Here is a 21752-nt window from a genome sequence, read left to right as displayed (position 1 = left end):
AGAAGTAATTTTAAAGCTATTATCGTTCCAACAGAACGATAATGAATTGACTGTGCCAAGTCTTGCGACTTGATTGGTCACTCAGTTCATTGAAACCTAATTTGATACCAAGGTATCTAATTGGATTATCATCAACGAGTGCCCACACAGATTGATAGGTCTATATTGTTAAAGAGCTTGCTTCGTAAGCTTTGCTAACGAAGCGGAGGCATATTCTAAGGAATTAATTCTTAGTGTCAAACACTTTTTAAAATTAATTTTTAGAAACTTTTCTTTCGCCTCATTGCCAACTGCTTTCGCGTTTCCGCTTTGCCCTGACAACGGAGGCGCATTATAAGGAGATGATTTTTCTTGGCAACCCTTTTTTAGAAAAAAACTTAAAAAAAAGCGTCGAGTGATGAAATCTCACTCAAATGCTTATTTTTAGCACTCAAATGTTAGCATTAGGTAGCAAATCGGCAATCAATATGTGTCTAACCAAGACTCTTCAAAGCTGTTTATATCAAGATCCAGTGATTGCGACGCTTCGATTTGCTCAATTGCCTCTAATTCTTTATTCACACTGCTCATCGTTAATGTGTTGTTGTCTAGCTCAAACACCTGGCTTTGGGTCGTATAGTAGAATTTCAGTATCGTCAGCGCTTTTATGTCGTACTCAGCAGAAGCGGCTTTAATGCTTTTCAGTTTGCGAAAGATCTTGTTGTGCAGCTGCTTGAGTTTCCAGACATACAACACTTCTTCCATATAAGGGCGTGTTTTGAATTGGTTCAACAAAGACAGTGAAGTGGCTAAGGCGAGCACAACACCAATTAAGTTCCAATGAAAGTTCCCCGTCGACTGTTCAGGTACTACATCTGTATTACCAAACAAGACGATTAATAGCGTACTAAAAGCAAGAGAAGAGATAGCAAGCAAGGCAACAAAGCCACCAATCACCAGGTTAACCTTCTTTCTATAGACTTGTTTATTTATTTTTTTGATTTCCATATACCGCTCCTAACAGGTTGCCTCTATTCTAACTAGCATACTCCGTACGGCAATCGAAGCTTTGTAAGTAAGTTCACATTTGCTATTAAACTCGCATCCCTTCCCTGCTTGGGTATATACTTCCGCGCATTCACTCTTCCTATATAGAGGCTAAATTCATGCGCTCTTTTGTTTTACGAGCTCGCGCGGCACCAACCACCAGCAAAGCACTGTTAGAAGGTGTTGGTAATGAAGCGCATACAGAGATACTTGCTCATACCATGATGAACACCATGTTCGTTGCTCAATCTCATCGCGAAGATGTGGTTGTGTACTTGGTTCTAGAGAGCACCAAGGATTTTTCACGTACTATTACGATTCGCTCAAACGACATCACTAACATCGGCGGCTTTCATGAGTCAACGTTGATAGCAGCGGTCGCTCGTGCTTTAGATGCGTCTGTGGGTATGGGCAAAGAGCAGCTTCGTGAAGTAGAGCCTGGTATTACCGTTCGTACGGTAAGCTTCGAACGTCTGGTGCAAGAACTGGCAGAAGACCACCAGCTATATATGTTGGACAAAAAAGGCGAATTTGTCCGTGACGCAGAAATCGGGACAAACCCATGTTTCTTGCTAACTGACCATATTCCGATGCCGAAGAAGTCCTTTAACAGCTTAAAGCGCCTTGGCACAGGAAAGATCAGCTTAGGTCCTAAGATGCTTTTCGCTTCTCAGTGTGTGGTATTGATCCACAATGAATTGGACATCCGCGAATTTTAATTCTCGCGAGTTAATCATTCGATAAAAAAAAGAGGACTCCATTGAGTCCTCTTTTTGTTTCTATAGGAATGCTAGGTTTACTTACCACCGATACTCAAACGTGCAAAGCGTACGTCTGGCGAGAAGAAAGTACGACTATCGTTAATAAGCTGAGTATCACCTACTGCCTCAATCTCTTGCAGCATCTTGTAGAAGTTACCCGCGACCGTGATGCCACGCACTGGTTGAACGCGCTTTCCATCACGACACAAGAAGCCACTAGCACCAAATGAGAAATCACCACTCACTGCATCCGCGCCAGAGTGAACACCTTGAAGTTCGACGAGCTCTAAGTACTCACCCGCTTTTACTTCTGACGCACAGCTGTCACCTGTCGCAATCACTTTGTGATTTGCGGATACGTCTAGGCTCGATTTTGCCCCGCGAGCAGCACTTGCCGTCGAGACTGCACCCAAGTAACTTGCTGTTTGACTGTTGTGTAGCAAGGTTTTCAATTCACCATTGGCAATCATGACATTATCTTGAGTAGCAAAGCCTTCACTATCAAAACCCGCAATGGCCATACCATTTGGCATATAAGCCGCGTCGGTAAAGGTAATCAACTCACTCGCAACACGTTGACCAAGCTTATCACCCAGCGGCGTGATGCCTTTCATTGCACTGACACCAGAGAAAGCACTACCGAATGCGCCAAACAAACTTGCTAGCGCATTGATGTGGAAGATAGCTGGATAGTTACCCGTCGCAACTGGCTCGCCTTCGAGAAGATCACGAGCAAGGTTGTAACCGCCTTCGATACAGTAAGCTGGGTTCAACTCATCAAAACGACGTCCAAGTGACATTTGCCCCGCCATCGACTGTTTGCCGTCTTTTTCAAACAAGGTATACGCATAACAAGTAAACGATCGTTCGAAATGTTGACACAACGTGCCTTGAGTATTGGCGATAATCAGTTGAGTCTCGCCATCGCTATAGCCATTGTAAGGTGAGCTAGAAGCGTGAGGTAGAGCCACGACGCCTTGCTCAAGCGCGAGAGAAAGTTCGATTTTTTCGTCAACTGAAGTCGCATCTTCTTGCGCAATCTCAGTTACATCGGTCGTGATTTGGCTATTCACGCAGCTAATGGTCTGATGTTCATCTTGCTTAGAAAAGCGAGCGCTTTGCAGTGCATTGGTCAGCATCAAATCTAAGCTTGGTTGCTCTAGTGATTCAGAGTAGCTTGTTGCAACGCGCGCATTTTTCACAACACGAACACCCAGAACTTGGCTTGAGCTTACTTTGTACTCATCCAACTGTCCTTGGTTCGCTTTCAGAGAAAAGCTGCTGTTGCGGTTTACAATCACGTCAGCTTCTGCACCTTGACGCTTTGCTTCTGATAGGACGTAATCAACCGCATTAAGAAGTTGTTGTTCTTGGCTCATTAGTTACCGCCTCCTACCAGAATATTATCTACTTTCAATGTTGGTTGACCGACTGTGGTTGGCACTGAGCCACTTACTGAACCACACATGCCCGGAGCAAGCGCCATGTCTTTGCCGACCATGCTGATTTCTTTTAACACTTTTGGCCCCGTGCTGATAAGCGTTGCTGTTTTCAGAGGTTTGGTGATTTTGCCATTTTCAATGAGATAAGCTTCACGAACGGCAAAGTTGAACTCCCCCGTGCCCGGCTGAACCGAGCCGCCGCCCATCTTCTTCGCATAGATACCACGTTCGATACCTGCCAGCATGTCATCAAGTGAATGCTCGCCTTGTTCAATAAAGGTGTTACGCATACGCGAAGTCGGTGCGAACTTGTAGTTTTGACGACGACCAGAACCTGTAGGCTCGTAACCTGTCTTCATGCCACCCATTTTGTCAACCATAAAGCTCGTTAGCTTACCGTCTTTGATCAACTGAGTACGCTGAGTCGGCATGCCTTCATCATCAATATGAATCGAGCCCCATTCGTTGGTCATGGTACCATCATCAACTGCATTCACGGCAGTGTGAGCTATCATTTCGCCCATCTTGTCGTGGAATACGGATGCTTTTTTAGCAACTGAAGTGGTTTCTAGCAAATGACCACACGCTTCGTGGAAGATAACGCCGCCAAAGCCGTTACCAATCACCACTGGCATTTCACCCGATGGGCACGCATCCGCGCCAAGTTTCACCAACGCTTGTTGCGCAATAGTTTGACCGAGTTCTTTCGCATCAAGTTGTTCACTGAACTCCCAACCAGCAAGTGCACCTGGCCCTTCCATACCAGAAGATTGCTCATTACCTTTTTGAGCGACGGTATTACCAACAACACGAATGTAATGGCGAGTATCGTCAACGTGTAGACCTTCTGAGTTGAAGATAGACACTTGTTGTTCGCGCTGAAGCACACTACCAATGAACTGGCTAATGTGTTCACTCTCTGCACGTGCTGCTTGGTCAACTTGCAATAGGAAAGCGATTTTAGAATCTAGGTTAGCGTCTTTGCCAAGTGGCATACGACAACCATGTTGAATTGGGTAGCGGTTCAGATTGAGAGAACCTGTTGAAACGATTTGCTCACGCTTGTCTTTTGCAGCAAGCAGTGAGGTTACGCGTTTCAGTTCGGCTTCATCGGTGCTGTTGGTGTAACCGTAAAGCACTTTATGACCGAAGAAGAGACGAATACCGATACCAAAATCAATACCCGAGTTAACCTTATCCACTTCACCAGATGCGATCTGGACCGTGTTGGTTTGATGGTGTTCAACGAATAACTCAGCGAAATCAGCCCCTAAAAACAGAGCGTGATCTATCACCGCTTTCGCCGTTACAGAATTAAGCATGAGATCTCCTTGCTCGTTGATCGTTCTCGCCTTCCTTGTCTTTGAGTTAGGTTCTATCTAGTCGCTTCATAAGATAACTCAAAGACATATTGGCAACGCGTTAAATATTAACACTTTTTTAACCTTGTTTTATGCTAATCCTTGTTAAATTAAAGAACGGTTCGTTACGTAATATGTCGATATCTCGATATTAGATGGTGTCTTTTGCTGCGACTTTCAATGCAGCACGTCATTTGCTCTGATGTCTATCCTCTATTACCTCTGCCACATCTCATATTTAATCGATAGATCCTCATAACAGGAAAAAGCACGTGCAGCTTCACTGGGGGAACTGCTATGCTCTTTGCGAAATAGTCGGGGAGCCAATGCAGTTCATGCGTTGGCTGAGATCGAAATTCGAGACCCGTTGAACCTGATTCAGTTAGCACTGACGTAGGGAACTATCATCACTTTGCCACTAGCTGATCTTGAACTCCATCAGTTCAGCTAGCCTCAACGGATCCGATCAACAATCTTCCTTTGCGATGGCCAAGTCTGTTCCTATATGTCTTGTAATAGGAGCAACCATGGCGCAGCAGTCAAGACAAGAAAAACCATCAACACTGCCACAAGCAACATCTTCATCCAACACACCGATTGTGTTGACGATTGCAGGTTCTGATAGCGGTGGAGGCGCAGGCATTCAAGCCGACATCAAAGCCATGTCCGCAACCGGCAGTTTTGCTTGCTCAGTGATCACGGCGATTACTTCGCAAAATACCCAAGGCGTTTCTGCCATTTTCCCTATTCCTCTCGACCATGTAGAAAGCCAACTCGACGCAGTATTTACCGATCTCAACATTGTCGCCGTCAAAGTCGGCATGCTGACAGATTCCAACATCATTAAAGCCGTTGCCAACAAGATTAAGCAATACCGCCCTAAACACCTTGTGGTTGACCCTGTAATGGTGGCCACCAGCGGCGATTTACTCCTTGAACTGTCGGCGATCAACACATTAAAAGAAGTGCTGATTCCGCTAGCAGACATCATTACCCCTAACCTACCTGAAGGTGCAGCATTGACGGGCAAGCCGGTGCCTCAATCAGAGTCTGAAATGAACGATATGATTTCTGATTTACGTGCACTAGGTGCAAAAGCAGTGCTGTTAAAAGGCGGCCACTTAGAGAAAGACGAAAACAGCAACGATCTGTTGATCATGCCAGACAGTTCTGAATTGATTAGCGCCAAGCGCTTCTCAACCCAAAACACCCATGGCACAGGCTGTACCCTGTCTTCAGCTATCGCGTCTTACCTTGGTCAAGGCAACAATCTGCACAAATCCGTTCATCTGGGTAAGCAGTATATAAGCCAAGCCATCGCGCACGCAGATGAGCTTGAAGTCGGTAAAGGTCATGGTCCTGTGAACCACTTTTTTGCAGATTACACGCATGTGCGCTAATGCACTTTGGTGGTATTAACGAAAGTAACATTCCGCAGCTTGGCGCAACTGGCGTTCACGGCTTGGCTTTGGTTTCGGCCATTTGCCATGCGGAAGATCCAAAAGCCGCATCGGAGTACCTACTGCGTTTGATGAACTAGCTTACTTGTCCTTTAAACACAAAGCGCTTATGGATGTGCGCATTTGCATTTCAACACTTTCTAATACCGCGCTTCATCAATGAACGACATCGATGTCACTTTCACATTCGAATTGACACAGCGTTGATAAGTTTTTCACATCGATTGTCGTAAGATAGCTGCCTAATTTCGACTGCTGTATGACTTTTGATGAAAACTAAAAAATACGGTTTGATGATGCTCGCCTTGTTCATTCTTGGCATCATCCCGCTTTCGCTGTTTGCCTCGTATCACGATCTTACTTCTCACGTTTCTGATGGCACTGGCATTCTCTTTACTCTGCTGACGGATTCTGCGGGCAGCAAAGGCTTTTTGATTACCTTAACGCTGTTGGTGTTGTCCCTTTATCGCTTCAAACCAACCCAGTCTGACTGGATGCAAAAACTGTCTATGCTGGGATTGTTACTGGTGATTGGTTTTGCCAGCAAAACAGGCTTAAAGCTGATGACAGAAAGCCCACGTCCCTACACCGAATTGCTTGCCGCAGAGCAATTGATTGAGCGCCCAGAAGCGTTTTATCAACTAGCAACCCCACAGCAAGCGAATGTTATAGGACAGATTTCTGAGAAAGTCAGCGAATGGCGCACTCGTCACTGGCAAGGCGAAAAGGATTACTCTTTCCCATCTGGTCATACGATTTTCGTTTCTATCTGCTTAGCTTTCTTTGGTGGGTTACTTTTGCAGCATAAGTGCTATTTCTCTGCTGTAACTTTGTGGGTGTGGGCAATGGGCGTGGCTTACAGCCGTTTATGGCTCGGCATGCACAGAATTGAGGATTTGATTGGTTCGGTGGTGTTCGTTACGGTAGTGTTCAGTTTGATCCCTGTGTTTCAAATTACCAAAAAACTGCCTTTTATTTCTTTAACAGCAAAATAAAGCTCAGCAAGTCCAGATAAAAAGAAGCTAGCAAGTTGCTGGCTTCTTTTTTGATATAAACCTAATACACCAAACTTAGAATTAGATGTTGTTTATCAAAGTATTTTTGATATGTTTGAGAAATAACACTCAATCACAAGGCGGGGAACTGTGCGTGCTTTCGCTCAACATAACAACACATCGAACGACACTTAAACCGCTTACGATGGACAATTGGGCTTTGTACCAACGTCTGCACACCGATCCACACATTATCACCCTGTGTTTTGATCCACCTTCTGACTCCGATCTGATGCACAAGTTCGAGTCACGCCTACCTGCATGGACACCACAAAGTGATCATTGGTTATGTTTAGTGATTTACGAAAAGCAAACCTCGCAGCCTATTGGAATTACAGGCTTTGTTCTGCAAGAAGGCAAAGCCGAAGTGGGATACTTATTGTTGCCGGAGTTTTATGGCCAGCAATACGGTACGGAATCACTCGCAGCCGTCATCGAATGGGCAACAAACGAACATCAGATTTCGCACTTTTCCGCCAAGGTGACGGAGGGCAACATTGGCTCTGAACGGGTTCTGGAAAAGTGCGGATTCCAACTCACCGAAACCATCCCAGGTGCGTATAAAATAGGTGAACAAAAGTACGCCGATAAACTCTATTCACTGCAAAAATAAGGGCATATTTTGCAGAAAGTACGAATAAAGGAGATTCAAACATGATTTCTCTTTTCGATTGGGGAAACACCTTAATGGTCGATTTTCCCGAGGCACAAGGAAAATGTGCGATTGGGAATATGTAGAAGTTATTCCCCAAGCGAGAGAAACCTTAGCTAAGCTCTCGAGTAAGTACCCTATTTATATTGCCACCAGCGCGTCAGATTCCTCCCTGGAAGATGTACAATGCGCCTTTCAACGAGTCAAACTCGATCAATTCGTTACTGGTTACTTTGCTTTGCTAATCTTGGCATCCAGAAAAATCAACCAGCCTTCTATCACACCATTGCCGAGCAACTTGGTGTTCCTGTCAATCAACTCACGGTGGTGGGAGACCTTCCCAAAAAAGACATTTACCCCGCATTGGAAGCCGGATTAAACGTCATTTGGTTCAATCCTCGAGAATTATTGATTAAGCATTCAACAATGGCACGTTATTACGAATCAAACCACGACGCACATTGGTACACATTTTTCCAAAACGACGCAGCTCATCAAACTGAGGCGTAATACCGCGCTCCATTGCCGACTCCCAATAACTCAGTTCAGAATCGACCATTTCTAACAATTTTTTCGGACAACCAATACACTTACCTTCAGGCCCACAAACAAACGTTTCTGGTTCGTAGATCGGCAGTTCTGCTTTCACTTGTGTAATGATATCGCGCATTGCGGTCATTCGATCTGGCTTAGCGGTCATAACTCTGCTCCCAATACAACTAAGGAGCAGGATTGTACTCTCTGGCACGGAAATATCCCCGCCTAATTTAGATAATTTTTACTTTTTCTTTTACGCACGCTAGCGAACATCACCACCGCCAACATGAACACAAAATTAACATTATAAATCAACGTGTTAATTAAGTAATAAAATTTAAAATCACTCTCATAACGCTCTCGGCAAGATTGGCGAAGATCACACTCGCTTAGGTATCACTTCGATAAGATTCATTATGCGTGGCGCAAACAAAACCACATCAGTGCCACATTCACAAACCACTTGAAACTTATCACTATGATATTAAGACGTATTGTTATCTCAACTTAAAGCGCGTCTCCAATGTGTTGCAAAAATAAAGAGCTCTTCCCCATCATTAGGCGCAAAGAGATATATACTTATACCCAAGTAACCTCTCGATACTCGGTTACTTGGGTATAGACAGAGAACGGTACAGGAGGGAATCTTATGGAACTGCGCAATAAAGCGGGTGATACTGCGAAAATTGCAGATAATCTAACCCTTAAAGAAATCACTGAAATGGGTTACACCGTTGATCTTTGTGATGAAGCATTCGATCCAAACGAACATTGGAAAGCAGAAGGCCAAACTCAAGAGAGAGGCGAATACCCAGAAGAGTAATGAAACACCATTTCTGCCGAGTGAGTGATCGCTCGGCCTCATCCCTCAACACGTAGCATTGCTTCTTTTACCTCGTCATTCGTTATCTATACCTATACCTATACCTTCCGACGACAATTGCAAAATAACATTTTATCCACATTCAGCCATTCCTTTCCCCTACTTGTGCATGCCATAATCGACGACGATAAAAACCTCAATAAAGCAAACATTTGAAGGATCAAAATGACAGCAACGGAATACCTAAACGACCTCAACCAACGTTACCTCGCTATCCATCGCACCAAAGAAGACTTCTTTTGGGAAACGTACATGGGCATCAGCGACGACCACGATGGCTCGACAAAAGCACAAACAACTTGGACGAATTTTTTAAGCAACGCCGAACAAATCTCAGCCATCAAAGCACAACTTGAAGCGGCTGAAGCGATCGCTGATCCACAAGAGAAACAACAAACGCAAATTGGTCTGCAAGGCTGGTTAGCCACGTTTGAATCACACGCTATTGAAGGCGAGCAAGCTCAAGCGCAAAAAAATGCTCTGATTGCATTTGAAGCCGAGTTGTTCGAGAAAAAGCAAAACCACGTCCTGATGTTTACCAATGAAAACGGCGAGCAGATAGAAGGATCTTTGCCGGTATTGTCTTCGACGATTCGCGCCAACAATCACGAAGAAGTGCGTCAATCAGCACACCAAACGCTGCTCGACCTTGAGCAATGGTTGCTACAAAACGGCTTTATTGAGCTGATCAAACTGCGTAACCAATTTGCGCGTTCTTTAGGTTACGAAACCTTCTTTGATTACTCAGTGAAGAAAACAGAGAAGATGAGCTCAGAGCAACTGTTCAACATCTTGGATGACTTTGAACAACGCACGCGCGAAGCACATCTAAGCAGCTTAACAAACCTTGCTGAGCAAAAAGGTCAAAGCGCACTGACTGGCTACAACTTTGTGTACTCGTTCGCGGGTGACGTCATGCGTGACCTAGATCCGTACGTACCGTTCTCAAAATCGCTGCGTCGCTGGGTGGAGTCGTTCGGTCGTCTTAACATCGAATATTCAGGCGCAGAACTGACGCTAGACCTGCTTGATCGCAAAGGCAAATACCCGAACGGTTTCTGCCATGGACCTATCCCATCGTTCTACAACCAAGGCGAGTGGGTTGCAGCGCAAGTGAACTTCACCAGTAATGCTAAGCCAGACCAAGTTGGCAGCGGCTACGATGGCATCAACACCTTGTTCCACGAAGGTGGTCACGCTGCGCACTTCTCTAACGTGAAGATGAACGCGCCGTGTTTCTCTCAAGAGTTCGCCCCGACGTCCATGGCATACGCAGAAACACAATCCATGTTCTGTGACAGCCTGTTGACCGATGCCGATTGGCTAAAACAATACGCGTTGGACGCAGAAGGTAATCCAGTACCGGATGAGATCATCCAAGCGATGATCAACAGCCGTCAGCCATTCAAAGCGTACGAAGAGCGCAGCATTCTAGTTGTGCCGTATTTTGAACGTGCGCTTTACCAATTAAACGATGAAGAACTGACGCCAGAGCGCATCACTAAACTGGCGCGCGATTGTGAAAAGCAGATCCTTGGTTTGGAATGCAGCCCACGCCCATTGATGGCCATTCCACACCTTCTGTCTGATGAAGCAGCGTGTGCCTACCACGGTTACTTGCTAGCACACATGGCGGTTTACCAGACTCGAGCTTACTTCCTCGACAAGTTTGGCTACCTGACTGACAACCCAGAGATTGGTCCGCTACTGGCGAAACATTACTGGCATGCAGGTAACCACCTATCGCACAACGAGACTATCGTTAGTCTCACGGGTGAAGGCTTTAACGCTAAGTATCTGGCAGATGTGTGTAACCTATCCCCAGAACAAGCATGGGAAGTGCAGCAGAAGAAGATTGCCTCGCTGCAAACTCGTGAACGTGCCCCAGTGGCGTCTTTAAATGCCAGCATTAAAGTGGTGGATGGCAGCAAAGAGCTTGCAAGCAATGCAGTCTCAGACGAGCAGATGTGCGAGCAGTTTGAGCGCTACATCCAAGAGACGTACGGTCGATAAGCGAAACCAAGAGCTAGGGGTATACCCAAGTAGAATTGGTAAAAGCCGAACTCCTTAAACTGATTGATGTCACTCGTGCCGAAGAAGGTTGTATCAACTACGACCTTCACCAAGATAACGAAAACCCAGCGCATTTCACTTTCTACGAAAACTGGGAATCACGCGAACTATGGCAACAACACATGGGTAACGAGCACCTAGTGGAATACATGAAAGCCACTGAGGGTGCTGTGGATGTCTTTACTCTGAATGAAATGTCGTACATCGGTTAAACCACAGCACAGCACAGCACAGCACACATTAAAAGCCAGCAACGGTTACCCTACTGGCTTTTTTCTCTTTTACTCCACGCATCTTCGACTCAGGCATAACATAAATTTATCATAATAAGAATAATTGATAATTTCATGTAATTCACACCACCCCATATACTCTCTCCATCGAAACGAATTCCCAATCATCATCAGCGTTTGGAGCACAGTTATGAAAATGAATCACGTAGGTATCATGGTCGGTGAAATGGACAAAGCCGTTGAGTTTTACACTAAAGCTCTGGGTCTAAAAATCGTCATGAACAACACAAAAGTAATTGAAGAGCGCGAAACGGCAATCGGTCGTATGTGTATCGCGGTATTCGGTGAAGGTTTTAAAGGCTTCAACATCGCACACCTTGTGACGACAGATGGTATCGGCGTTGAACTGTTTGAAATGAAAGCGCGTCAGGAACGTCACGAAGTGGATTTCTCTCGCCTCGGCATCTTCCACTTCTGTCTGCAAACAGACGACTTCGAAGGTGCGATCAAACGCACAGAAGAATTTGGTGGTAAAGTACGTATGGATATCATGCGCTACCACCCAGAAGACGATAGCAAACCGGCGCAGATGGTTTACCTGGAAGACCCGTTTGGTAACCTATTCGAACTTTACTCGCATACTTACGAAGAAACTTACGCATCTGATTACGAATAATTCAACACGTAAGAGACAGAAAGGATTGGCATTGTGCCAATCCTTTTTTAGTTTGAATCACGCAGGTTAATCGCTACCCCATTGATTGAAAAGCAGATTCACCGCCACTTACGACTCAACAAAACTTGGCTGAGGTGATGTTATCCAATAAGCTATCAAGCTGGTAAACCACCTCATAGCTGGCTTTCTCCATGGCTTTGATGGCGTTGTTCATCGAATGAGTGTCCGCATTTTTGCCATACTTAAGTGCGTTAATTCCATGCTCGTGCACTAACTTATGTGGCTCTTCTAGCAGAGCAAAACTACGCCGTTCTTTATATTGCGTACCCGCACCTTTGTAGTCGCTTGGATATATACTCTTCTCAAGGAAGAACAAAGGACAAAATCCGATGGCAAATCACGGCAACCCAATTGAAATTAGAGCGATCGACCACGTGGTGCTGAGAACCTGTAAACTGAACGACATGCTACGCTTCTATCGAGATATATTGGGCTGCCACATTGAACGTGAATTACCCGACCTAGGGCTCACCCAGTTACGAGCAGGCTCTGCCATTATTGATTTGGTGACCGTCAACGGTGAACTAGGCAGGCTAGGAGGAAAACCGCCAAGCCAAGACGGGCGCAATCTGGATCACTTCTGCCTACAAATTGGAGTTTATGAAGAAGCAGCTCTTCTCGACTATCTGCACCAGCACAATGTAAATGTTGCAGAATTTTCTGAACGTTATGGCGCGCAAGGCTTTGGGCGCTCAGTGTATATTGAAGATCCTGAGGGCAATGTGGTGGAGCTCAAAGCTCAAAAATAAAATGTGCTTCTAGATGATCTATCGTATGGCAACTTGCGTTTGTAAGCTCTAGAATCAACCACAACATCATTCTCAATAATGGCAAAAATGAACACTATCTTTCTGGTTAATGGTGACATCACTGAGGCGAAAGTAGACGCTATCGTCAATGCCGCGAATACTCGCATGCTTGGTGGCGGTGGCGTGGACGGTGCAATTCATCGCGCCGCAGGGCCAGAGCTTTTACGGGCTTGCTACGCGATTGAAGAAGTGAATGGCATACGCTGCCCTTGGGGGGATGCACGAATGACCACTGCAGGTAACTTGAATGCTCGCTTTGTTATTCATGCTGTTGGGCCTATCTACGATAAATTTGCCGACCCTCGTGCAGTATTAGAATCTGCCTACCAACGTGCTTTGGACTTAGCGTTAGACAATGGTTGCCAGAGCCTCGCCTTGCCCGCCATCTCATGCGGTGCGTTTGGTTACCCCCCTCATGAAGCCGCAGAGGTCGCATTGGCAGTTTGCCAACGTGAGGAATACCAAAATCTGTCAATGCACTTCTATCTGTTCGGCGAAGATATGTTGGCAATTTGGCAACAAGTCCTGGATAACACCGCACAATAGAAACAAAAATATCGAACAATTTTCACCGTTCGGTTTGATCTTATTGTGCCTAAACAAAAAAAGTCAAGCAGTTGCATATGCAAGGGGCAGCCATCTCCACGCCTAATCATTAACGTCTTTAGGGCGAGTGAGCGTTACTTACCCACGAAGCCGTTGTACAACATGTATGGATGTGCAGCACTCCATGAGAAATGATTAGCACCTTGTACCGCCCCCGTCTCAGGATTGTAGTTTTCCTGAATTGGCGTTGTTTCATCAGACATGCAGCGGTTGATGTACTCTTTCGTATCCGCCGCTTTTTCTGCGAAGGCTACTGCTTCTTCCGTTTTACAACTGCGGTAAATCCAGATGATCAATTCCATACTCAACGGCACTTCGACTAAGTCTTAAAAAGTCCACAATAAAGTCGAAACGCTGAAGCACGTGAATATCTATTTTTTCTTGATCTGCGCGCAATCTAGCATACAGAAATCTTACTAATTTAATGGAAATCAATTTTCACCAGAAGCTATATTTACACTATCGATATTGTGCGTAAACATCATCGTGAACATGAAATGATTGCAAACACACCATCATTTGAGCAACATGACATTAGCATTTCACCCTAATATTACTGCTTATAAAGATCATTCTAGCTTCCTATTTGGTTCCAACCTAAGACAGGGACTAGGACAAATATAAATACAATGCGCCTCTACGTGTTCCCAATGACTGGGTCATGTAGAGGCGCTTTGTCCGGTGTTATGGCGTTTATTGGCAACACGTCACACGTATTAAGATGCTGTTTGGGTCTACCCCACCTTTTGCAGCAGATCGGAACAGATTCTCTGCTGCTCACGAGTAAAAAAAGCATTCATCCAATGCAAAAAGAGCATCGAATCGTTCGGCTTCTTCAACTGAACAAACGCATCGTCGTACTGATGTTGAGAAAGTAGGTGCTGACGTTTCCTGACCAGTTTCTCAGTAAACTCTGGACTAAACTCAGGATGACCTTGCACGGTTAAAATATGATTGTCTTTCACCAGCATAAAGTTTGGGCAAAAATCATTACCCGCAATAACACGCATCCCTTTAGGTACTATCACCACCTGATCTTGGTGACTCACCAGCATGCGCGCACTATCAACGGCAAGATTCATCCATTTCTTTAGGGCCACTACTTTCACTTCGTAACAACCTAACCCCCAACCTTTGTGAGACTTTTCAACCATCCCACCCAAAGCTCTAGCAATGAGTTGGTGACCAAAACAAATTCCGACCAATGGTTTTCTTCTGGCTTCACAACTTCGAATCCAGTCAGCTAGCGCGAGAATCCATGGCAAATCATCATAAGCGTTATGTACGCTGCCAGTAATAATAAAACCATGGCACTCATCCAAACGAGGTAGCTCACCTTTCAGCGCATCATAGTTTTGAAATGTTATTGCAGCATTCACACCAGCAAAGGCGCGTTCTATCATATCGGCATACTGACCATGGCCATCCAATAAAGTCGGGTCGACATACCCACACGTGATTATTCCAATTCTCATCGTTCACCTATTTCATCGTTGGCATCACAAATTCACTCTCCCTTTGTCCTTTTGGCCAGCGAGCAGTAACGGTCTTCATACGAGTATAGAAACGCACACCATCATTGCCATGAACATTGAGAGGTCCAAATACAGAGCGCTTCCAACCACCAAAACTATGGAAAGCCATTGGAACCGGAATTGGCACATTCACACCCACCATGCCAATTTCGACTTTGTCAGTGAAGTCTCGTGCGGTATCTCCATCTCGAGTAAAGATGGCGGTCCCATTACCAAACTCATGTTCATTAATAAGTTTAAGCGCATGCTGATAGTCTTTCGCTCTTACCACAGACAGAACCGGACCAAAGATCTCTTCCTGATAGATTGTCATCTCTGGTGTCACGTTATCAAACAGGGTGCCACCAACAAAGTAACCAGGTTCGCTGGTTTCACAGCCTCGCCCGTCGACCACTAGTGTTGCGCCCTGATCAACCCCTGATTGAATGTAGTCACGCACTTTATTCCTATGTGGTTCACTAATCAGTGGTCCCATTTCATTTTCCGGTGATACGCCAAGCCCAGGGCCGACACGCAGTTCCTGCACTTTATGTTTCAATGTTTCCACCAGCTTGTCAGCGGTTTCATCACCGACGGCGACGGCAACCGAAATCGCCATACAACGTTCCCCTGCAGCGCCGTAAGCCGCGCCCATGATCGCATTAGCTGCACCATCTAGGTCGGCATCTGGCATCACCACCAAGTGATTTTTTGCTCCGCCAAGTGCTTGAACTCGTTTACCGTTTGTACTGCCTTTGCTATAAATCGCTTCTGCAATCGGTGTCGAGCCGACAAAGCTCACGGCAGCGACATCTGGCGCATCAAGTAATGCATCCACCACTTCTTTATCACCTTGGATGACATTAAATACCCCATCAGGCAATCCAGCTTCTTGCAGCAATTGTGCGAGCTTAAGAGACACGCTTGGATCTTTCTCTGAAGGTTTAAGAATAAAGCTGTTACCACAAGCTAAAGAGACAGGGATCATCCACAATGGAACCATCACCGGGAAGTTAAACGGCGTAATACCAACACAAACGCCAACTGGCTGCATCATTGAGTAGCTATCAACTTCACGTCCAACGTTGAGTGAATGCTCACCCTTTAAAAGGTGTGGAATACCACAGGCGAATTCGACCACTTCTAAGCCGCGTGTCAGCTCTCCCATCGCATCGCTATGAACCTTGCCATGCTCGGTTGAGATCAAGGTCGCTAGTTCATCCGCATGCTCTTCTAATAACGTCTTAAAACGAAACATCACTCGTGCACGTTGAAGTGGCGGTGTCGCTTGCCATTTTGCTTGCGCTTGTTTGGCAACTTGCACAACGGACAGCGCTTCACTCGCAGAAGAGAGCTGAACCTGGCCTCGAAGTTCACCATTTGCCGGATTAAACAAATCTGCGGTTCTTTGGCTGGTGCTTTTTTCCACTTGCCCATTAATAAAATTTGATACCAAAATCGACATTTCACTGTTCCTTGTTCTTTGTATTTATCCTGATCGTTCGTACTATATTTGGTGACTAACTCTCGTTAGCGGCTGGCGCGGTTTCGGTTATTACTCTTGGTAAGAAATCGTGCTTAAAACATCTGCAATTAAGTTAAACAAATCATCAATTTGTTGCTTCTCGATAATCAGTGGTGGAGACAATGCAATAATGTCACCCGTCACTCGAATCAAGGCGCCTTTCTCAAAACATTGCGTAAACACTTGGAAAGCACGCGAGCCCGGTTTATCCGCAATACCTTCTAATTCAATCGCAGCAACCAGACCGTAGTTGCGTAAATCTTTTACGTGAGGCAAGCCTTTTAGGCTGTGAAGGGCTTGTTCCCAATATCCAGAAAGCTCTGCCGCTCTGGTGTACAGGTTTTCATTACGATAGATATCGAGCGTCGCTAAACCCGCAGCGGCCGCCACTGGATGACCCGAATAGGTATATCCATGGAACAGCTCAATCGCTTGACTTTCCGGCGCAACCATCGCTTGATAGATCTCATCACTCACAAATACCGCGCCCATTGGGATCGCACCATTGGTCAACCCCTTCGCACTGGTGATCATGTCAGGTTTCACATCAAATTCTTGAGCAGCAAACGGACTACCAAGTCGACCAAATCCGGTAATAACCTCATCGAAGATCAACAAAATTCCATGTTGGGTACAAATTTCACGCAGACGTTTTAAATAGCCTTTTGGTGGAAGGATGACCCCTGTGGAGCCCGCAATCGGTTCCACGATCACTGCGGCAATATTGCTCGCATCGTGGAGGTTAACGATATTTTGCAAACTCTCTGCCCAGCCCGGATCATAATCCGGCAACCCTTTGGTAAAGGCACTCTGTTCAATGCTTAATGTATGAGGAAGGTGATCAACGCCTGTCAATAGTGTGCCGAACGTCTTTCTGTTATTGACGATCCCCCCCACAGAGATCCCGCCAAAACCCACACCATGATAGCCCCGTTCACGACCAATCAAACGAGTTCGCGTTCCTTGGCCAATGGCTCTTTGATAAGCGAGGGCGATTTTCAATGCGGTATCAACCGATTCTGAGCCTGAGTTCGTGAAAAAGACTCGATTTAATCCTTCTGGAGCAATTTCAGCCAAAGATTCAGCAAATTGAAACGGTAATGGATGTCCCATCTGAAAAGTAGGCGCAAAATCCAAAGTATGAATTTGACTTGCCACTGCCTCACTGATCTCATGGCGACCGTGCCCGGCATTACAACACCATAACCCTGCGGTGCCATCTAAGATTTGTCTCTTATCTTCCGAGGTATAGTACATCCCCTCCGCGGACACTAGCATTCGTGGGGTCGATTTAAACTGCGCGTTCGCCGTAAACGGCATCCAAAATGATTCCAGACTTGATTGAGCATTGGTACTTTGCATCTTGCCACTCCTTAACAAGCTTGCTGGGTGTTTTTTTTTATAAACACCATGGACAATTGACTCGATAATTGTAAATGAGATGTTATTATATATTTAACAAAAATGACTATAGACGGATTTTTTTGCGCTCGCAATGATTAAATCATGAACACCTGCTGGCTTTTTCAAATACATCCGCTAAGTTATGTTTAGTTTATTAATCAATCAGTCCGTTAACGCAAACGGAAAGGAAAATCATGATGGATGTGGAAATTGGTTCAAGATTCAGAGTGTTACGTGAGCAAGCTGGGCTCTCTCAACGAGAACTAGCCAAGCGCGCTGGTGTCACGAACGGTTTTATCTCGCAAATTGAAAACAATGCCGTCAGCCCATCTGTCGCTTCATTGAGCAAGCTGTTAAGCAAGATCCCATCATCAATGGCAGAGTTTTTTGCTGTTGATGAACATCAGCCAGAACAATTTTTTACACGCAGAAACGAACAACCAGAAATCGGTCGTGGACTGATTAGCTATAAACAAGTTGGCCACTACCACCAGGAACGACATATTGGTATGTTGCGTGAAACGCTAAGCCCTGGTGCTGATACCGGTCAAGAAATGTTAACTCATGAAGGACAGGAATGTGGCGTAGTGGTCGATGGACAGTTAGAGCTCACCGTTGGGGAAACCGTCGCGATTTTAAATGAGGGCGACAGTTATTACTTTGACAGTACTCGTCCTCACCGCTTTAGAAATACAGGTAATAAAGTGTGCGTTATTGTTAGCGCCAATTCGCCGGCCAGTTTTTAGTATTTCGTTCATTTTGTTGTCGCCATCAAGCCGTTTAAACCACGAATTCGCTCTGATGCTTCATCAAATTTGAATCAGAAACGGCTTTAAACTGTCCGCCAATATTTAACCATCTGGCAGGTTTAGCCCTCCGTTAGGTTTTACTTAAACGAAACAAAGGAGTAGGGACAATAGAATGGATACTATAACATGGCACGATAAGGCCGAAACGTTGAGTTTTAGCACACAAGCCTTCATTAACGGTAAGCTAACCAGCTCTATCACTAATGATACATTCGAGATTATTAACCCAGCGACGGGGAAATTTCTCGCTCACGTTTCCCGCTGCCGCCGGGAAGATGTCGACATTGCCGTTAAAGCAGCACGAGATGCCTTTAACTCTCGCGTCTGGGCAGGACTGCCACCAGCAGAGCGCAAAACCGTGTTACTCAACTACGCCAAGCTCATTGAGGAGCAGCAAGAACAATTTGCGCTCTTAGAGTCTTTAGATATGGGGAAACCCATTTCTGACGCAATGGGATACGATGCGCCAGCCACTGCACGCTGCATACAGTGGAATGCCGAGGCCATCGACAAGATTTATGATGAAGTGGCTCCTGTAACTGACGGTGCCCTCGCCCTTGTAACGCGTGAGCCTTTAGGTGTAGTGGCCGCTATTGTCCCTTGGAACTTCCCTACGGTCATGGCGGCGTGGAAAATCGGTCCGGCATTAGCCACCGGAAACTCGGTCATTATTAAACCATCCGAGAAGTCCCCTCTTACGGCAATATTACTTGCCGAACTGGCCTCTCAAGCGGGGATCCCTGATGGGGTATTACAAGTCCTACCCGGTTTCGGTCACGAAGCTGGACAAGCATTAGCACTTCACAACGATGTCGACTGTATTGCCTTTACCGGTTCGACCGCAGTTGGTAAGAAGCTCTTAAGCTTTGCAGGCGAATCCAACCTCAAGCGCGCCTTCATGGAGTGTGGTGGCAAAAGCCCTCATATTATCCATTACGACGTAAAAGACATTGAGAAAGCAGCCGCAACTGCCGCAACTGCCATTTGCTACAACCAAGGAGAGGTGTGTACCGCTGGTTCTCGTCTCTTAGTCCACTCTTCCATCAAAGAGCAATTTATCGAGCTACTGGTGAAGTACATGGACAAATGGCAACCTAGCGATCCACTTAACGGCAGCTCTCGCGTTGGCGCGATTGTGGATAAAACCCAGTTTGATCGCATCCTTAATTATATTGAAATTGGTAAACAGGAAGGCGCAACACTTCGATTCGGTGGTCAACCTGTTCATGAGCAGACTGGCGGTTACTATATCCAACCTGCCGTCTTTACCGATGTGACGCCTGAAATGCGAATATTCAGAGAAGAAATATTTGGCTCAGTTCTCTGTGTAACGACATTCGATACTATCGAAGAAGCCATTGAGCTTGCCAATGATAGCGATTATGGCCTCGCTGCGGGCGTTTGGACAGCCGATATTTCAACGGCAGTAAAATGCTCTCGTGCGTTGAGGGCTGGTACTGTATTTGTGAATAACTGGGATGGCGGAGACATGACGATGCCGTTTGGTGGCTACAAGCAAAGTGGTAACGGCAGGGATAAGTCCTTACATGCACTGGATAAATACACCGAAATTAAATCAACGTGGATTGAGCTGGACTAGAGCTACATTGGTCTTGGATTTTGTTGATCAGTTATAAATACGAATGGCCTCTTGTTTGAGGCCATTCTGCTAGTGTCCCATTCAGTTGGAGTCCGTTGCTACGCTTATTCTTCAATACAATGTGCGTTAGCTAATCTCGACATTTCTCGCTTCAGAAACCGTCGCCTCTACTTTAGGAATGACGACAACCAACACCCCATCCGTAAATTCTGCATAGATGTCATTGGCATTGACATTGCTACTCAACGTAAAGCTTCGGGCCATCTTGCCTTGGTAACGCTCTTTGTGTATGAATTTTCCTTCTTGTACAGTTTCATCTTGCTGTATGGTGGATGCTTCTATTGTCAGCACTCCCTTATCACAAGTCACTGAAATGTCTTTCTTCTCCACACCAGGGAGATCCGCCATTATTTCAAACGCCGTTTCCTTTTCTATCACATCGACATTCGGAGAAAACTGCCCATGGCTCCAACGTGCATGCATACTCGGAAAAGCGTTATCCAACAAATGGCTAAAATCAGACCAAGAATCTCTAGGAATTAAGCTCATACTCGCCTCCTTACTCTTTATACCCTCGCATAAAGTTTAGGCTCTTACTGGTGAAGATAAAGGCGAAAATTTCGATACATTGATCCAAATCAAAAGGCCTGTACGATTTCCGTTCGTTTCTTCAGCCTAGCAGAAGCACGACTACGATTATCTAGAACGTTGGTGGCGTTGCAGCGCTAATCAGCTCACACTCTACTTTGCCCTTATTACGGAATCGATGTGGTTTACGCGTTTCAAAATAGTAAGAATCCCCAGCTTTCAGTACTTGTGTGTGGCTACCTACGGTGATTTCAATTTCACCACGAATCACAACACCTCCTTCTTCCCCTTCATGTTGCATGAAGTCGGTGCCTGTATCAGAACCAGGGGGATAGATCTCACGCAAAATCGCCAGTTGACGACCATCGCGTTTCGCACCCACTAATAGCATTCGAATATGGCCATCACCCAAATCCGCGAGCTGATCGGGGCTAAAAAAGATATCGTCTTTTGGCTCAACATCTAAGGTGAAAAATTCACCCATAGAGATCGGAATGGCTTCGAGGATTTTTTTTAATGATCCTACGGAAGGATTCACAAGGTTCTGCTCAATTTGAGAGATCATGGAGTTAGTTACGCCACTTCGCTTAGCCAATTCTCGTTGCGATAAACCACGCATGGTACGAATCGTTTTAAGTTGCTTGCCTACATCCATGTATCTCTCCTAGATTATCAAAA

General features: G+C 45.5%; 23 protein-coding genes, 2 pseudogenes and 1 riboswitch. Of the genes and pseudogenes, 14 read left to right on the top strand and 11 right to left on the bottom strand.

Features of this window, described 5'->3' with window-relative positions; genetic code table 11:
- Window positions 1-462: 462 nt before the first annotated feature.
- A complete protein-coding gene (locus tag AK966_RS11690) occupies window positions 463-987 on the bottom strand; it encodes a DUF3087 domain-containing protein (protein WP_099078357.1) in 525 nt (174 codons plus the stop codon).
- Between the two features lie 158 nt (window positions 988-1145).
- Between AK966_RS11690 and trmY the strand changes: the two genes are divergently transcribed.
- A complete protein-coding gene (gene trmY, locus AK966_RS11685) occupies window positions 1146-1745 on the top strand; it encodes a tRNA (pseudouridine(54)-N(1))-methyltransferase TrmY (protein WP_099078358.1) in 600 nt (199 codons plus the stop codon).
- 77 nt (window positions 1746-1822) lie between these two features.
- Here the strand turns inward: trmY and AK966_RS11680 are convergent, their stop codons facing one another.
- Together AK966_RS11680 and AK966_RS11675 are read right to left on the bottom strand one after the other, a co-directional pair.
- Window positions 1823-3166: a TldD/PmbA family protein gene (locus AK966_RS11680; RefSeq protein ID WP_119464195.1), complete on the bottom strand. Its 1344-nt coding sequence runs from the start codon at window positions 3164-3166 to the stop codon at window positions 1823-1825.
- Complete coding sequence (locus AK966_RS11675) at window positions 3166-4551, bottom strand: TldD/PmbA family protein (protein ID WP_099078360.1); 1386 nt, start codon at window positions 4549-4551, stop codon at window positions 3166-3168. Before AK966_RS11675 ends, AK966_RS11680 begins: the two co-directional genes overlap by 1 nt.
- Before the next feature lie 345 nt (window positions 4552-4896).
- Window positions 4897-5007: riboswitch (TPP riboswitch) on the top strand.
- A 110-nt stretch (window positions 5008-5117) separates the two neighbouring features.
- Between AK966_RS11675 and thiD the strand changes: the two genes are divergently transcribed.
- The 5 genes and pseudogenes from thiD (at window position 5118) to AK966_RS11650 (ending at window position 8267) form a co-directional block, all read left to right on the top strand.
- Window positions 5118-5990: a bifunctional hydroxymethylpyrimidine kinase/phosphomethylpyrimidine kinase gene (thiD, locus tag AK966_RS11670; protein WP_182852658.1), complete on the top strand. Its 873-nt coding sequence runs from the start codon at window positions 5118-5120 to the stop codon at window positions 5988-5990.
- 5 nt (window positions 5991-5995) lie between these two features.
- Window positions 5996-6130, top strand: a pseudogene (locus AK966_RS11665) (thiamine phosphate synthase); the annotation flags it as partial.
- A 189-nt stretch (window positions 6131-6319) separates the two neighbouring features.
- Entirely contained in the window at window positions 6320-7045 is a 726-nt protein-coding gene (locus AK966_RS11660) for a phosphatase PAP2 family protein (RefSeq protein ID WP_099078361.1), read from the top strand.
- A 154-nt stretch (window positions 7046-7199) separates the two neighbouring features.
- Entirely contained in the window at window positions 7200-7718 is a 519-nt protein-coding gene (locus tag AK966_RS11655) for a GNAT family N-acetyltransferase (protein WP_099078508.1), read from the top strand.
- A gap of 41 nt (window positions 7719-7759) precedes the next feature.
- Window positions 7760-8267 (top strand): annotated as a pseudogene (locus tag AK966_RS11650) (HAD family hydrolase).
- Here the strand turns inward: AK966_RS11650 and AK966_RS11645 are convergent.
- Window positions 8170-8457, bottom strand: coding sequence for a hypothetical protein (locus tag AK966_RS11645; protein ID WP_099078362.1), 288 nt, complete (start codon window positions 8455-8457; stop codon window positions 8170-8172). The pseudogene AK966_RS11650 and the gene AK966_RS11645 overlap by 98 nt on opposite strands.
- A gap of 486 nt (window positions 8458-8943) precedes the next feature.
- On the opposite strand from AK966_RS11645, the gene AK966_RS11640 reads away from it, so the two are divergent.
- The 4 genes from AK966_RS11640 to AK966_RS11625 all read left to right on the top strand — a co-directional run bounded on the left by AK966_RS11640 (window position 8944) and on the right by AK966_RS11625 (window position 12159).
- Window positions 8944-9117 (top strand): hypothetical protein, encoded by a 174-nt coding sequence (locus AK966_RS11640; RefSeq protein ID WP_099078363.1) that lies wholly within the window; start codon window positions 8944-8946, stop codon window positions 9115-9117.
- A gap of 225 nt (window positions 9118-9342) precedes the next feature.
- The gene (locus AK966_RS11635; RefSeq protein WP_119464193.1) at window positions 9343-11190 is read left to right on the top strand and encodes a M3 family metallopeptidase; all 1848 of its coding nucleotides are present in this window, start codon (window positions 9343-9345) and stop codon (window positions 11188-11190) included.
- A gap of 35 nt (window positions 11191-11225) precedes the next feature.
- Window positions 11226-11462, top strand: coding sequence for a putative quinol monooxygenase (locus AK966_RS11630; protein WP_119464192.1), 237 nt, complete (start codon window positions 11226-11228; stop codon window positions 11460-11462).
- 211 nt (window positions 11463-11673) lie between these two features.
- Entirely contained in the window at window positions 11674-12159 is a 486-nt protein-coding gene (locus AK966_RS11625) for a VOC family protein (RefSeq protein WP_099078366.1), read from the top strand.
- Between the two features lie 115 nt (window positions 12160-12274).
- On the opposite strand, the gene AK966_RS11620 is transcribed toward AK966_RS11625, so the two are convergent.
- Window positions 12275-12535, bottom strand: coding sequence for a CZB domain-containing protein (locus AK966_RS11620; protein WP_119464191.1), 261 nt, complete (start codon window positions 12533-12535; stop codon window positions 12275-12277).
- A gap of 13 nt (window positions 12536-12548) precedes the next feature.
- Between AK966_RS11620 and AK966_RS11615 the strand changes: the two genes are divergently transcribed.
- Together AK966_RS11615 and AK966_RS11610 are read left to right on the top strand one after the other, a co-directional pair.
- Complete coding sequence (locus AK966_RS11615; RefSeq protein WP_119464190.1) at window positions 12549-12968, top strand: VOC family protein; 420 nt, start codon at window positions 12549-12551, stop codon at window positions 12966-12968.
- 87 nt (window positions 12969-13055) lie between these two features.
- Window positions 13056-13574, top strand: a complete 519-nt coding sequence (locus tag AK966_RS11610; protein WP_119464201.1) for a macro domain-containing protein — start codon at window positions 13056-13058, stop codon at window positions 13572-13574.
- A gap of 134 nt (window positions 13575-13708) precedes the next feature.
- On the opposite strand, the gene AK966_RS11605 is transcribed toward AK966_RS11610, so the two are convergent.
- The 4 genes from AK966_RS11605 to AK966_RS11590 all read right to left on the bottom strand — a co-directional run bounded on the left by AK966_RS11605 (window position 13709) and on the right by AK966_RS11590 (window position 18035).
- Window positions 13709-13936 carry a hypothetical protein gene (locus tag AK966_RS11605; protein WP_099078369.1) on the bottom strand — a complete coding sequence of 76 codons (228 nt, stop codon included), beginning with the start codon at window positions 13934-13936 and terminating at the stop codon, window positions 13709-13711.
- Window positions 13937-14368: 432 nt separating this feature from the next.
- Window positions 14369-15109, bottom strand: coding sequence for a glutamine amidotransferase-related protein (locus AK966_RS11600; RefSeq protein WP_099078370.1), 741 nt, complete (start codon window positions 15107-15109; stop codon window positions 14369-14371).
- Between the two features lie 7 nt (window positions 15110-15116).
- A complete protein-coding gene (locus tag AK966_RS11595) occupies window positions 15117-16613 on the bottom strand; it encodes a CoA-acylating methylmalonate-semialdehyde dehydrogenase (protein ID WP_099078371.1) in 1497 nt (498 codons plus the stop codon).
- A 90-nt stretch (window positions 16614-16703) separates the two neighbouring features.
- A complete protein-coding gene (locus AK966_RS11590) occupies window positions 16704-18035 on the bottom strand; it encodes an aspartate aminotransferase family protein (protein WP_099078372.1) in 1332 nt (443 codons plus the stop codon).
- A gap of 245 nt (window positions 18036-18280) precedes the next feature.
- Between AK966_RS11590 and AK966_RS11585 the strand changes: the two genes are divergently transcribed.
- Both AK966_RS11585 and AK966_RS11580 read left to right on the top strand, forming a co-directional pair.
- Window positions 18281-18823 carry a cupin domain-containing protein gene (locus tag AK966_RS11585; protein WP_301182221.1) on the top strand — a complete coding sequence of 181 codons (543 nt, stop codon included), beginning with the start codon at window positions 18281-18283 and terminating at the stop codon, window positions 18821-18823.
- Window positions 18824-18998: 175 nt separating this feature from the next.
- Window positions 18999-20486 carry an aldehyde dehydrogenase gene (locus tag AK966_RS11580; RefSeq protein ID WP_099078374.1) on the top strand — a complete coding sequence of 496 codons (1488 nt, stop codon included), beginning with the start codon at window positions 18999-19001 and terminating at the stop codon, window positions 20484-20486.
- A 126-nt stretch (window positions 20487-20612) separates the two neighbouring features.
- Here AK966_RS11580 and AK966_RS11575 read toward each other — a convergent pair whose 3' ends face one another.
- Window positions 20613-21035, bottom strand: a complete 423-nt coding sequence (locus AK966_RS11575) for an Hsp20/alpha crystallin family protein (protein ID WP_099078375.1) — start codon at window positions 21033-21035, stop codon at window positions 20613-20615.
- Window positions 21036-21186: 151 nt separating this feature from the next.
- Entirely contained in the window at window positions 21187-21729 is a 543-nt protein-coding gene (locus tag AK966_RS11570; protein WP_099078376.1) for a cupin domain-containing protein, read from the bottom strand.
- Window positions 21730-21752 lie beyond the last annotated feature (23 nt).

Source organism: Vibrio sp. PID23_8, from assembly GCF_003584965.1.
GTDB lineage: Bacteria > Pseudomonadota > Gammaproteobacteria > Enterobacterales > Vibrionaceae > Vibrio.
The sequence above is the reverse complement of the archived record's forward strand: the minus strand, read 5'-3'. Positions and strand labels throughout refer to the sequence as shown.

Bases quoted from the DNA above. Each gene is read 5' to 3' on its own strand.
- AK966_RS11640 (WP_099078363.1), top strand. From the start codon at position 8,944: ATGGAACTGCGCAATAAAGCGGGTGATACTGCGAAAATTGCAGATAAT.
- trmY (WP_099078358.1), top strand. From the start codon at position 1,146: ATGCGCTCTTTTGTTTTACGAGCTCGCGCGGCACCAACCACCAGCAAA.
- AK966_RS11605 (WP_099078369.1), bottom strand. From the start codon at position 13,936: ATGGAATTGATCATCTGGATTTACCGCAGTTGTAAAACGGAAGAAGCA.
- thiD (WP_182852658.1), top strand. From the start codon at position 5,118: ATGGCGCAGCAGTCAAGACAAGAAAAACCATCAACACTGCCACAAGCA.
- AK966_RS11645 (WP_099078362.1), bottom strand. From the start codon at position 8,457: ATGACCGCTAAGCCAGATCGAATGACCGCAATGCGCGATATCATTACA.
- AK966_RS11580 (WP_099078374.1), top strand. From the start codon at position 18,999: ATGGATACTATAACATGGCACGATAAGGCCGAAACGTTGAGTTTTAGC.
- AK966_RS11675 (WP_099078360.1), bottom strand. From the start codon at position 4,551: ATGCTTAATTCTGTAACGGCGAAAGCGGTGATAGATCACGCTCTGTTT.
- AK966_RS11690 (WP_099078357.1), bottom strand. From the start codon at position 987: ATGGAAATCAAAAAAATAAATAAACAAGTCTATAGAAAGAAGGTTAAC.
- AK966_RS11595 (WP_099078371.1), bottom strand. From the start codon at position 16,613: ATGTCGATTTTGGTATCAAATTTTATTAATGGGCAAGTGGAAAAAAGC.
- AK966_RS11680 (WP_119464195.1), bottom strand. From the start codon at position 3,166: ATGAGCCAAGAACAACAACTTCTTAATGCGGTTGATTACGTCCTATCA.
- AK966_RS11625 (WP_099078366.1), top strand. From the start codon at position 11,674: ATGAAAATGAATCACGTAGGTATCATGGTCGGTGAAATGGACAAAGCC.
- AK966_RS11570 (WP_099078376.1), bottom strand. From the start codon at position 21,729: ATGGATGTAGGCAAGCAACTTAAAACGATTCGTACCATGCGTGGTTTA.
- AK966_RS11615 (WP_119464190.1), top strand. From the start codon at position 12,549: ATGGCAAATCACGGCAACCCAATTGAAATTAGAGCGATCGACCACGTG.
- AK966_RS11610 (WP_119464201.1), top strand. From the start codon at position 13,056: ATGAACACTATCTTTCTGGTTAATGGTGACATCACTGAGGCGAAAGTA.
- AK966_RS11590 (WP_099078372.1), bottom strand. From the start codon at position 18,035: ATGCAAAGTACCAATGCTCAATCAAGTCTGGAATCATTTTGGATGCCG.
- AK966_RS11635 (WP_119464193.1), top strand. From the start codon at position 9,343: ATGACAGCAACGGAATACCTAAACGACCTCAACCAACGTTACCTCGCT.
- AK966_RS11660 (WP_099078361.1), top strand. From the start codon at position 6,320: ATGAAAACTAAAAAATACGGTTTGATGATGCTCGCCTTGTTCATTCTT.
- AK966_RS11600 (WP_099078370.1), bottom strand. From the start codon at position 15,109: ATGAGAATTGGAATAATCACGTGTGGGTATGTCGACCCGACTTTATTG.
- AK966_RS11575 (WP_099078375.1), bottom strand. From the start codon at position 21,035: ATGAGCTTAATTCCTAGAGATTCTTGGTCTGATTTTAGCCATTTGTTG.